This window comes from Pseudobythopirellula maris (assembly GCF_007859945.1).
Classification (GTDB): Bacteria; Planctomycetota; Planctomycetia; order Pirellulales; family Lacipirellulaceae; genus Pseudobythopirellula; species Pseudobythopirellula maris.
The window spans coordinates 45177-56421 of record NZ_SJPQ01000003.1 but is presented as its reverse complement, the minus strand read 5'-3'; the positions used below and the strand labels follow the sequence as shown (position 1 = coordinate 56421).

Here is an 11245-nt window from a genome sequence, read left to right as displayed (position 1 = left end):
ATAAACCTGAGAAAAACGTCCGCAACGTCTGCACGCATCTTATTCTCCACTGCCGATATTAGCCGACGATGCTCAACTCGTCTATCTCGGACGGGTGCTCCACAGATAGCCTGCCGCCAGTCCAGCGAACGGGTGGTCCAACCGACGCAGGTAACGCCCCCGCTCCTTTACGCATTATTCACGCCATTTTTCTCGGCGGCGCTACCCACGGGGGGGGGGGGCGCTTGGTTATACTCTCGGGGACCATCAATCGGCTTGACCCCCCACCGCGAACGGGAGCATCGTCCCAATGATCCGCGCCTTGATTACCACCCTGCTGCTGGCCGCTACGGCGGCCCTGCCCGCTGCGGCCGGCACGGTCGCGTTCGACTTCGCCCACGTCGGCAACGCCGGCAATGCGGCCGACCCCGAGACCGGCTTCGGCGCGGTCTCGTACAACTACGCGGTCAGCAAGACCGAAGTCACCAACGCCCAGTACACGATGTTCCTCAACGCGGTCGCCGCGACCGACAGCTTCGGCGGCGCCGACCCCACGCTCTACAACCCGAACATGGGCAGATTCGCCCGCGGCGGGATCACCCGCAGCGGCGCGCCGGGGAGCTACACCTACGCCACCAAGCCCAACATGGACAACAAGCCGGTGAACTACGTGTCGTTCTTCGACGCGATGCGGTTCACCAACTGGCTGCACAACGGCCAAGGCGCCGGCAACACCGAGGCCGGCGCCTACACGATCGGCAGCGGCCTGGACGAGGTCCGCTCGGCGGACGCCAAGTTTTGGATTCCGAGCGAAGACGAGTGGTACAAGGCGGCCTACCACGACGCCACCGCCGGCACGGCGGGCGACTACTTCGACTACGCGACCGGCAGCGACAGCGTGCCGACGATCGCCACGGCCGACAGCGTGGGCGACATCAGCAACCCGGGCGTGGGCGTTGCGAACTACGATGAGGTCGCGGTTTGGAACGGCCAGAACGGTAACGTAACGACGGTCGGCTCAGCAGGTCTCGCTAGCGCGAGCCCCTACGGCACTTTCGACCAGAACGGTAACGTGTGGGAGTTGAACGAGGCGTTCATTAGTTCTTCTTTCCGCGGCTTGCGGGGTGGTTCGTGGGTCAGCAACTCGGGCAACCTGCGGGCCGACTTCGGGGGCGAGATCAACCCCTCGAGCGAGGGCATCCACGTCGGTTTTCGCGTGGCAACCGTCCCTGAGCCAAGTTCGTTGCTGATGGGGGCTTTGGCAGCCGTTGGGCTGATGAAGCGGAGGTGAGGTTAGGCTGCGTTTCTTAGTGAAGGGCCCTTGGTGCTCTAGCCCTCTTGCGCTTCACATTTTCGCCACGTAGAGTCGCGTTGCGAAACCGCTGAGGTGTCTCTGCGAAAAGACTTGTCGTGCAATTAGGCAGGTTCCTAACCCGCCGAGGTTGCCTCAACTTCGGCGCCCAAGCCGAATCGCTAAGTCGCAGCGGCCTAGACAACCGACGCGGTTTAATGCGTTTCGCAAACAGCGTTCGGAGTGAAACTTCTACGCTGGTCTGGCCGAACCGGTAAGTGCATATGAGGCGTCGTCCTGGGTCAATTGGCGACCAGCCTCCTTGTCGCGAATACGACCGTATCGGCGAAACGATTCCCACGACATAAAGCGCGGGCTCCTTGGTAAGGATGCCTATCCGACAAGTCGTTCGGGAACGCCGAGCTCGACGCCGCCGCCGAGGCGGGCATGGCGACTGGGCTCGTCGTGCGGCCGGGCAACGCATTGGTCGAGCCGGGGCGCTCTCATCAAGCGATCGAATCATTCGGTGAGATCGCACTGAGCGCCAAAGGCCCCGCAAGGCACTAAGGCCCTGTAGGGAACGCCCTCCGTGGCGTTCCGGCGCCGGGCACACGCTCTCCCGCCGGGGTCCGGAACGCCGCAGAGGGCGTTCCCTACAGGACGGCCACGCGTCGCCAAAAGTGGCCCGACGCCGAGCGGACGGTATAATCCCTCCCTCCCCCTGCCCCGCCCTGCCCCGCCACGACCCAGCCTCTTGCCACGCCCCGCCACCTCCCGCTCGCGCTTCCAAGAGTTCCGAGAGAAGTACCGCGCCGGCGACGCCCACGCCTACGCCCCCGAAAAGGGCCAAGACGGCACGAAGCCGCCCCGGCCCGACAAGGAAGTGCGCCGCCGCTACCTGCGGCACTACGCCTCGTGGGTCTGGCCGCACCGGCGGACGATCGCGTTGATGCTGCTCGCCGCGCTCGCCGTGGCCACGCTCGAAGTCGCCCAGCCGCTCTTCACGCGTTACGTCATCGACGACGTGCTTCTCAAGGAGGGACTCACCCGCGCCGAGCGGCTGACCAGGCTCCACCTGGCCGGCCTGGCGCTGTTGGGCGTGGTGCTGCTCGACCGCGTGATCGACATCGGGAAGAATTGCCAGCAGCGGCTGCTCAACGTGCGGATGGTGCTCGCCCTGCGCAAGCTGCTGTTCAACCGGCTGTTGCGGCTGCCGCTCGGCGAGCTGACCGACATGAAGACCGGCGGCGTGATCTCGCGCCTCAGCGGCGACATCGACCGCACCACCGGCCTGATGCAGCTGGCCGTGATCTCGCCGACCGTCTCAGCGATCCGGCTGCTCGTGGCGGTCGGTATCTTGTTCGCGGTGAACTGGCGGCTGGCGCTCACGGCGATGACGGTCATCCCGCCCGCGCTGCTGGTGAGCCTGTGGGTCACCCGGCGGATCCGGCCGATCTACCGCTCGATGCGGCGCGAGAACGCCGAGATCGACGCCCGGGTGAGCGAGACCTTCGGCGGCATCCGGGTGGTCCGCTCGTTCCAGCGCGAGACCCGCGAGCTGGCCGAGTTCCTCACCGGCCGGCACACGATCGCCCGCAAGGAGCTGTTCGCCCACACCCGCGAGATCGTGCTGTGGAGCAGCTGGGCGCTGATCCTGGCGGCGGTGAACGTGGTGATCATCTGGTACGGCGGCTTCTTGCAACTGGCGGGCGACGCCTCGATCGGCGACATCATGGCCTTCCAGTGGTACACGTTCATGCTGCTCAACCCGGTCTGGCAGATCGTCAACTCGTTCAGCGAGATGCAGCGTTCGCTGGCCGGCATGGAGCGGGTGTTCGAGGTCTTGGAGAGCCCCACCGACAAGCCCGACCGCCCCGACGCCCGCGAGGCGCCCCACCGCGTGGACGAGATCCGCTTCGAAGGGGTCACGTTCGAGTACAACCCCGGCGAGCCGGTGATCCATGGCTTCGACCTCACCGTTCCGGAGGGGAGCGTCGTGGCGCTGGTCGGCCGCAGCGGCGCCGGCAAGACGACGGTCACCGACCTGCTGGCCCGCTTCCACGACCCGACCGAGGGTCGCGTGCTGCTCAACGGCGTCGACCTGCGCGACATGAAGCTCGACTCTTACCGCCGCCTGCTCGGCGTGGTTCAGCAAGAGGTGTTCCTGTTCGACGGCTCGGTCCGCGACAACATCGCCTACGGCCGGCCCCACGCCAGCGACGACGAGGTCGAGGAGGCGGCCCGCCACGCCAACGCCCACGGCTTTATCAGCGAGCTGCCCGACGGCTACGCGTCGCGGATCGGCGAGCGCGGCGTGAAGCTCTCGGGGGGCCAGGCCCAGAGGCTGTCGATCGCACGGGCGCTCTTGGCCGACCCACGGATATTGATCCTCGACGAGGCCACGAGCAACCTCGACAGCGAGAGCGAGCAACTGATCCAGCAATCCTTGCAAGAGCTGATGCACACCCGCACGACGTTCGTCATCGCCCACCGGCTCTCGACCGTGGCGACGGCCGACGCGATCGTCGTGATGTCGGGGGGCCGCATCGCCGAACTGGGGACCCACGAAGAGCTGATGGCGCGGCCGGGTCCCTACCGCGAAATGGTCACACGCCAACGCGACGCGATGGAGGCGGGGGCGGCGCTGTAGATGACGACCCGGCGGGGTCGTCGCACTGCATTTCCGCCCATTCTCGGCAGCCGGCCGTGCATCTCATGGCGAAGAAACGGCTGTTTAGTGTGAAAATCGCATGAATATGCTTGCCACTGGGCGCCGTCCCCCCTTAAGTTGGCCCCTGCGGAGTGTCTCAGGCGATCCACTCTTACCAAGCTGCCCCCATGACGAAGCAAACTCTGACGGCTCCTCGTTTCACGCCCGTTGTTTTCGCCGCCCTGCTGGCGATGGCGTTCGCTGCGGTGGCGCAGGCGTCGATCGTGATCTCGGAGGTCATGTACGATCCTGCGAGCCCCGAAGACAATTGGGAGTGGGTTGAGTTATACAACTCCGGGCCGGCTGCCGTTGACCTGGCGGGTTCCGTCATCGACGACAACAACGGTACAGCCCATGGGTCCGCTAACATCGCAGCAGGTTTGATTCCGGTCAGCGGTTTTGCGGTGCTCTACAATGCCGACGATATCTCGGCATCCGATTTCACTGCGGCTTGGGGCGCCGGGATCAACTTGGTCGCGGTCACGCACTGGTCGGCGATGGGGCTCAACAACGGCGGCGACACGATCGGCCTGTGGGGCAGCTTCGCCGATTATTCAGGAGACCATGCTGCCCACGCCAATACGATCCTCAGTGTCGCTTACCCCGATCTTGCTTCGAGCGGTCCATCGGTCGCCTTGACCGACTTAGCAGACCAGGGCAGCTTCGCCGTTAGTCAGAGTGGCGTCGACGGGGCTTACGTGAGCACGCTAGATGCGGGGAATGTCGGCGACGATGTTGGCAGCCCGGGCGTCGGTCCCGCAACGGCCGCGATCCCCGAGCCTAGCTCCTTGATCGCCTGGGCCCTGCTGGTTTCGACCGGCGCCTTCGGCTTCGTCCGCACCCGCGGCTAAACGCTCGCGGCCATCGGTCATCGCGATACCGATCGTTCAGTCGCCGGCGCCACGCGAAGCCCGCTGTTCGTGAACGGGCCGACTCGGTCGGGGTTCTCGGGGTCGTAGATCCAGCGGTCGCCGTCGACGACGAGCTTGTACTCGTACACGCCGCGATCCAACTCGAGCGAGCCGCGGTAGTAGCCCTCGTCGTCGGGGCCCGCTAAGGGGTTCTTGTCGGCGCTCCAGCCGTTGAAGCTCCCGGCCACGGCGACCGTGTTGGCCTTCTGATGGGTCGGCTTGTAGCGGAACTCGACGGTGAACCGGCCGTCGCCCGCGGGCGTCACCTTGGGGTACTCGCCGGGGCCGATCCAATCGGGCTGACTCGTGACGAACGAGCCGAGCATCATCTCGTCCCACGACTGGTCGCCCCACCGCACTTCTTTGCTGGGATCGGGGTTGGCGGGGTTGTCCGCCGAGTTGTCGAACACGCCCCGGCAGATCAGTTCGGCGCCCTCGGGCATCAACTTCGGCTCGACCAGTTCATAAGCGTTCTGCCAATTGAAGTCGTAACGCGGCACGTCGAGCAGCACCTCTTTCTTGCCGTCGGGGTAGTGGGCCGTGAACCGGAACGCCTTGCCGCGGAAGTGCATGTGCGGGATCAGCGCGTGAACGAGCGTGTCTTGGGTGAAGCCGTAACCGGCGTGCACGACGTGGTCGGCCGCGTGCGGCGGGATGCGGAGGTCGGTGTTCACGGCGATGCCGAACCGGATCTCCTTGAGGCGTTCCGACGGGTCGGCCAGCACGAGGCCGACCTCGGTCTGGTCGGTCTGCGGGCTGCCGGTGGGGGTGTAGTGCATCTGGAAGAAGAGCCGCGAGCCGGCGGGGATCAGCCGGGCGTGCCCCTCGGGCCAGAGGGTGGCCGGCATGCCGGGCGCGAAGCCGGCGATGGCGTTGATCAGCGGGTCCTCGTCGTGCGGATCGTCCTGGCCCGGCGGCAGGTAATAGACAAACGCGTGATGAACCACCGACGGGTTGCCGGGACGGATCTCCGACGCCTTCACCCACACGTCCTTCTCGAACGGCTCGTGCGCCTCGAAGTACTGGTAGTCAACAACCCCTTTAGCCGGCACGTCGAACGACTCGGGCATCGCGAGCACGAGGTCGGGCTCGCCGATCCGCCATTCGGACGGATACTCGGGCGGCTCGGGCAGGTCGGCCGGGTCGCCCTCGGGCATGCCGTTCTCCACCCAGCGGGTCAGCGTCTGCTTGTCCGCGGCGGGCATGTGCGTGTCGTTGACGAACTCGCCGTGGGCCGGGTTGGCGTGCCACGGCGGCATGCGCCCCTCGTTGACGGTCTCGAGCATCGTCGCCGACCAGGCGACGGCGTCGTCGTAAGTCGAGAGCTCAAATGGCGCGATCTGCCCCGCGCGATGGCATCGCACGCAATGCTGGTTGAGCACCCGCGAGACGTGCTTAGCGAAAGTGATGTCGCCCGTCGGCGCGTGGCGCGACGCCCTCCCGATGACGCAGCCGATGGCCGCAGTCTCGGGCGTGGCGATCGGCTCGCCTGCGAGCAGTTGGTCGATCGCGTCGGCCAGATAATGCACCGTCGGCTCGGGCCGGGAGGAACCGACGCCGTATTGGTCGTCGATGCGGCCCCGGTAGCGGACGCGGCGTTTCGAGTCGAGCAGGTACGCCGCCGGGGTGCGCACGGCGCCGAACAGGTCGGCCGCCCGCTGGTCGGGGTCCTTGAGCACCGGGAAATCGATCCCGTGCTGGGTGACGTAGCGGCCGATCTCGCGGAGCGTGTCTTGATCGTTCGAGTTGACGCCGACAAACACGACGCCCCGCTCACGGTATCGCCGCTGGAGATCCACCAGCCGCTCGGCGTAGAGCTTCGCCAGCGGGCACTCGGTCCCGAGGAACACGACCACCACGGCCGGGCTGGCCGACCAGTCCTCCAGCGAGTGCAGGGCGCCGCGCGAGTCGTGCAGCGCGAACGGCTCGATGACCGTGGGTTGGGCGCGGGCGACGCCACAGCTCGTAAGCAGCAGCAACGCCGTCAGCACGTGTCTTGTCCGTTGAGAAAGATTCCTCACCGCTGCCTCCTGTTCCGAGAGGTCATATCTTCAGAGGTTTGATTGTAGCCGGCGCCCGTTGCGGCTGTCGATCAAGGCTTGTTGTCGCTCTGCGCAGGAAGTTGGTCTGCACTGTTTACTGTGGGTACTAGAGCCGCCGGGAAAGATTTGGGCTCGTGATCGGATTGCGGTAGAATACAGGCATGGCTTCCGCACCGTTTCCCACCGACATCTCCTCCGCCGCGACAGGCCTCGTGGGCCGGCTCGAGGGTGTGCAGCCTAAGCGGTGGACCCGCGAGGAGTATCACCTGCTGGCCGAGCAGGGATGGTTCGTGGACAAGCGGGTCGAACTCATCGACGGGGAGATCATCGAACTGTCGCCACAGAGCGAGGAGCACTTCTTCGGCATTGACAACCTGAGAAGCTTGCTTGAGAAAGCCTTTGGAGAGGCTTACTGGGTCCGGAGCCAAGCTTCTGTGGCGGCGAGTGAGCACTCGGAGCCCGAGCCCGATGTCGCCGTGATCGAAGGCCCTCGGCGCGTCATGGATGACCACCCCACAACTGCCTTACTCGCCGTTGAGGTTAGTAAGACGACGCAGTCGTACGACAAAGGGGCGAAGGCCGACCTCTACGCTTCGACGGGGACCCACGATTACTGGGTCCTCGACCTGGTCCGACGCGAGCTCGTCGTCCATCGCCAGCCCACTCAGAACGGCGAGAGCCGGTTCGGCTGGCGTTATGCGCAGTTGACCGTGATACCCGAGACGGGCGAGGTGAGCCCGCTCGCCTTGCCGGGGGCGACGCTCCGCGTCGCCGAGATGCTGCCGCCTTCTCAGGCGGGCGACAATTCTTAGGGTTGGTCGTGGGCTTCCCATCGCGGCTCTTCAGCCCGTGTCATCTGTTGAACCGCCTTTTCAACGAGCTCGTCGTAATTGCTGCTTTCATAGGAGGGCCGGAACTCTTTGTGCAGTTCCTTGAGCGAATCGATGACTCGCTCTTGATTGCCCGCCTCGAGCTGCGAGATCGTGGCGTCGATCAGCTCGGACGAGGCCCCGCTGTACCACGCGCTGGCAGTAAGCATCTGAAGGGCGCCTACCACCGCCGCGATCAGATAACAAAACCCGATCGCGAGGAATCCGAAGAGAAGTCGCAGTCCCCTGCGTGGCTGGAACTCCGTGCAGACCCAAGCTACAACCAACGAGACAGCGATCAATAAGATTAAGATGAATGTGGGGTCCATGGTTGTTAGCCTACGCGATTCCCTTAATCTCCTCTGGCCCAATCGGTCGTCGGGCGCCATGGCGAACCGTGAGCACGTTGACCACGTCTGAGCGGACTTCGTAGAGGATGCGGTACACGCCGAAGAAAGTCTGTCGCACTTCGCGGCCCGCTTGTTCCACGGTGTAGAGCACCGCGTGGCTTTCCGGGAAATCCGCGAGTGCCATCGCAGCACGGTGGAAACGTTCGATCCATGCCAACGCGGATTCGGGAGAATCTACGGCGATATAGTCGCCGATCGTTTCGATCTGCCTGAGCGACTCGTCCGTGAATCGGACCGGCTTACGTGGCATAACGCCGCTTCAAGCGTGCAAGTGCCTCGTTGGCGTCTTGGGTGCGTCCGGCATCGACATCGGCCAGTCCACGTCGCACCGAAGCGAGCGTTTCCGCTTCGTCGTCCTCGCCCAGGCCGAGCATGGCGTTGTAGACGTCACGACGCATCACGACGTAGTCGCCTAGCTGGCCCGCAAGATTCAGCGGTCCGCCGTTGCTTTGCAGTAGAGATTCGGTCTGCTCGTTGAAGGACTCCATGTCTCAATTTTAACTCTTTTGCCTAGGCGAGTCCATCAATTCCCCCAACACAAAACGGGCCCCGCGAAACCAATGCTCGCGGGGCCCGTGTCGTTATTAAGGGCGACTCGACGCTTGGCGGCGGCAGCGTCTAATGCGCCCCCGCCCCAAGGTTGAACGTCGCCCGATGAATTGGAGAGGCGGGAGGTGAGAGGTCGGAGGTCAGGGATGATGATTCAATCCTGCCCTCTTCGTTCTTCTCTTTTCTGACCTCTCGCCTCTGACCTCGAATCTCTGTCGGCTACGCCGACTTCTTCTCCGGGGCGTCGCCGAACAGCTTCTCGGCGCCGCTGACAACACCCTCGGTCACGTTGTATCGATTGCCGCGCGGCTGGTCGGGCAGGTCGAACATGATGTCGAGCATCACGGTCTCGATGATCGACCGCAGGCCGCGGGCGCCGGTCTCGCGTTCGTGCGCCCGGCGGGCGATCGCGTCGAGCGCCCCCGGGGTGAACTGCAGCTCGGCCTCTTCCATGCTGAAGAGGCGTTGGTACTGCTTGGTAAGAGCATTGTTCGGCTCGGTGAGCACCCGAACGAGAGCCGATTCGTCCAAGGGACGCAAACTGCTCACAACCGGCAAGCGACCGACCAGCTCGGGGATCATGCCGTACTCGATCAGGTCGTCGGCCGTCACCTGCGAGATCGCCTCGGCGAAGCTCACCTCTTCGGTCTGCTCGACGTCTTGGCTGAAGCCGATCGACCGTTTGCCGAGCCGCTTGCGGACCACGTCTTCGACGCCGGCGAAGGTGCCGCCGCAGATGAACAGGATGTTCGTCGTGTCGAGCTGGATGTACTGCTGCTCGGGGTGCTTGCGGCCGCCCTGCGGGGGCACGTTGGCGGTGGTGCCTTCGAGCATCTTCAAGAGCGCCTGCTGGACGCCCTCGCCCGACACGTCGCGGGTGATCGAGACGTTCTGGCTCGTCTTGCCGATCTTGTCGATCTCGTCGATGTAGAGGATGCCTCGCTGGGCGGACTCGACGTCGAAGTCGGCGGCGTGCAGCAGCTTGAGCAGCAGGTTCTCAACGTCCTCGCCCACGTAGCCCGCCTCGGTCAGCGTGGTGGCGTCGCCGATGGCGAACGGCACGTTGAGGCTGCGGGCCAGGGTCTTGGCGAGCAGGGTCTTGCCGCAGCCGGTGGGGCCGACCAGCAAGATGTTGGACTTGTCGATATCGACGTCGCCCTCGTCCTCGGCCGCCACGAGCCGCTTGTAGTGGCTGTGCACGGCGACGGCGAGCACCCGCTTGGCGGAGTCTTGGCCGATGACGTAGTTGTCGAGTTCGGCGACAATCTCACGCGGCGTGGGGATCTTGGTGAACAGCTGCTTGCTCGAGCCGCGACGCTTGCGCTCTTGGTCGAGGATCGACTGGCAGAGCTCGATGCACTCGCCGCAGATGTACACGTCGCCGGGGCCCTCAACGAGCGGGCCGACGTCGCGGTAGCTCTTGCGACAGAAAGAACAGAAGGCGTTCTTCTTGGACGTGCTGCCTCGCCGCGAGGCGCCGATGTCTTTGGTTGTGGCCATGTAGAGTTTTGTTCCCCGTTCCGCGGGAGGCGCCTGGGTGGGTCTCTCAAGAGACCCGGCGTCTCGCCACTGGTGCGTCCTTTGGTGTCGCTCGGTGCTTGCGAACCTGTAACCGGGCCCACCCGTTTGACGGGATCAGCCAGGCTTGATCGTAAAGCTCAGAGGAAGGGTCTGCCGCACGTCCCGTCGGCGTCCCCGGTCGATTCCCTCAAGCCTCAGCGGATCGGTTCGCTCGCCTCCACGCAGTGCGGGGCTTCCTTGTCCACGCTCTCTTCGAGCAGCGTTGTGTCACGATACGCATCGCCTACGGGTTCCGTTCATCGGCGGGAAGAATAAGAAACCGCTAGCGTGCTGTCTGCTAGCCGCACATCTTTCCCAACCGCCACCCCGCTCGACTCTCGAGCGGAAAAACCCCTTAACGATCCAACTTGGCCTCTCCCCCCCGCGTCGTGTGGGCGTCGGCCGTCGCCGGCAATCCGTAGCTCGCCGCTCCGCTATCGCCCGTCTCTCGGCTCGTCTTCGTGGTCCACGTGGCCGTGGTCCCCATCGAGCGGAGGGTCGGGCTCGGCGGGGGTGGGCGTTCCTGACTTCTCAGGAAGACCCTCGGCCCCAAGCTCCGGTGCTAGCTTCGTTTTTATTGTTCGGAACTCGTCGTCGCTCAGCCCACCCCGAGAGTGGACTTCCCGGAACTTCGTGAGCAGCTCGCTCGCCTCGGGCCCGTCTTCGGCGTCGCGACCCGTCCAACTTCTCACGAGCCAAAATGCGCCCGCCGCTAAGGCCAGGATCAACGCGAACAACAACGCCGCTTGGGCCATCGGAGGAATCGTCAGCATCGGCTCACTGGGGTGCGTCGCGGGCGCGGGCGCCGGGCGGCGCTGCTCAGCCTTCTATTATGGGGGTCTCGTGGATGGGCGTCCAGCAATGTTCGCCAAACCCGCAAAGCCTCCCGAGCACGGCGACCTGGGGGCTCCTGCCGATCGTGGG

Annotated in this window: 10 protein-coding genes; 4 read left to right on the top strand and 6 right to left on the bottom strand. The window is 64.9% G+C overall.

Features of this window, described 5'->3' with window-relative positions; translation table 11 throughout:
• Positions 1–289 precede the first annotated feature (289 nt).
• From Mal64_RS13145 to Mal64_RS13135, 3 genes are all read left to right on the top strand, one after another.
• Positions 290–1270 (top strand): SUMF1/EgtB/PvdO family nonheme iron enzyme, encoded by a 981-nt coding sequence (locus Mal64_RS13145; RefSeq protein WP_146400990.1) that lies wholly within the window; start codon positions 290–292, stop codon positions 1268–1270.
• A 754-nt stretch (positions 1271–2024) separates the two neighbouring features.
• Positions 2025–3920, top strand: coding sequence for an ABC transporter ATP-binding protein (locus Mal64_RS13140; RefSeq protein WP_146400988.1), 1896 nt, complete (start codon positions 2025–2027; stop codon positions 3918–3920).
• A 188-nt stretch (positions 3921–4108) separates the two neighbouring features.
• On the top strand, positions 4109–4831 hold the full coding sequence (locus Mal64_RS13135) for a lamin tail domain-containing protein (protein WP_146400987.1): 723 nt from the start codon (positions 4109–4111) through the stop codon (positions 4829–4831).
• Between the two features lie 17 nt (positions 4832–4848).
• On the opposite strand, the gene Mal64_RS13130 is transcribed toward Mal64_RS13135, so the two are convergent.
• The gene (locus Mal64_RS13130; protein ID WP_197525739.1) at positions 4849–6882 is read right to left on the bottom strand and encodes a redoxin domain-containing protein; all 2034 of its coding nucleotides are present in this window, start codon (positions 6880–6882) and stop codon (positions 4849–4851) included.
• 212 nt (positions 6883–7094) lie between these two features.
• Here Mal64_RS13130 and Mal64_RS13125 point away from each other — a divergent pair, with 212 nt between their 5' ends.
• Positions 7095–7745 (top strand): Uma2 family endonuclease, encoded by a 651-nt coding sequence (locus Mal64_RS13125; protein WP_146400982.1) that lies wholly within the window; start codon positions 7095–7097, stop codon positions 7743–7745.
• Here Mal64_RS13125 and Mal64_RS13120 read toward each other — a convergent pair.
• From Mal64_RS13120 to Mal64_RS13100, 5 genes are all read right to left on the bottom strand, one after another.
• A complete protein-coding gene (locus tag Mal64_RS13120) occupies positions 7742–7972 on the bottom strand; it encodes a hypothetical protein (RefSeq protein WP_146400980.1) in 231 nt (76 codons plus the stop codon). The genes Mal64_RS13125 and Mal64_RS13120 overlap by 4 nt on opposite strands.
• Before the next feature lie 169 nt (positions 7973–8141).
• The gene (locus Mal64_RS13115; protein ID WP_146400978.1) at positions 8142–8462 is read right to left on the bottom strand and encodes a type II toxin-antitoxin system RelE/ParE family toxin; all 321 of its coding nucleotides are present in this window, start codon (positions 8460–8462) and stop codon (positions 8142–8144) included.
• Positions 8452–8700, bottom strand: coding sequence for a hypothetical protein (locus tag Mal64_RS13110; RefSeq protein WP_146400976.1), 249 nt, complete (start codon positions 8698–8700; stop codon positions 8452–8454). Before Mal64_RS13110 ends, Mal64_RS13115 begins: the two co-directional genes overlap by 11 nt.
• A gap of 280 nt (positions 8701–8980) precedes the next feature.
• Positions 8981–10261, bottom strand: coding sequence for an ATP-dependent Clp protease ATP-binding subunit ClpX (clpX, locus tag Mal64_RS13105; protein WP_146400974.1), 1281 nt, complete (start codon positions 10259–10261; stop codon positions 8981–8983).
• A 494-nt stretch (positions 10262–10755) separates the two neighbouring features.
• Complete coding sequence (locus Mal64_RS13100) at positions 10756–11094, bottom strand: hypothetical protein (RefSeq protein ID WP_146400972.1); 339 nt, start codon at positions 11092–11094, stop codon at positions 10756–10758.
• Positions 11095–11245: the final 151 nt, after the last annotated feature.

Bases quoted from the DNA above. Each gene is read 5' to 3' on its own strand.
- Mal64_RS13145 (WP_146400990.1), top strand. From the start codon at position 290: ATGATCCGCGCCTTGATTACCACCCTGCTGCTGGCCGCTACGGCGGCC.
- Mal64_RS13135 (WP_146400987.1), top strand. From the start codon at position 4,109: ATGACGAAGCAAACTCTGACGGCTCCTCGTTTCACGCCCGTTGTTTTC.
- Mal64_RS13125 (WP_146400982.1), top strand. From the start codon at position 7,095: ATGGCTTCCGCACCGTTTCCCACCGACATCTCCTCCGCCGCGACAGGC.
- Mal64_RS13120 (WP_146400980.1), bottom strand. From the start codon at position 7,972: ATGCTTACTGCCAGCGCGTGGTACAGCGGGGCCTCGTCCGAGCTGATC.
- Mal64_RS13115 (WP_146400978.1), bottom strand. From the start codon at position 8,462: ATGCCACGTAAGCCGGTCCGATTCACGGACGAGTCGCTCAGGCAGATC.
- Mal64_RS13110 (WP_146400976.1), bottom strand. From the start codon at position 8,700: ATGGAGTCCTTCAACGAGCAGACCGAATCTCTACTGCAAAGCAACGGC.
- clpX (WP_146400974.1), bottom strand. From the start codon at position 10,261: ATGGCCACAACCAAAGACATCGGCGCCTCGCGGCGAGGCAGCACGTCC.
- Mal64_RS13100 (WP_146400972.1), bottom strand. From the start codon at position 11,094: ATGCTGACGATTCCTCCGATGGCCCAAGCGGCGTTGTTGTTCGCGTTG.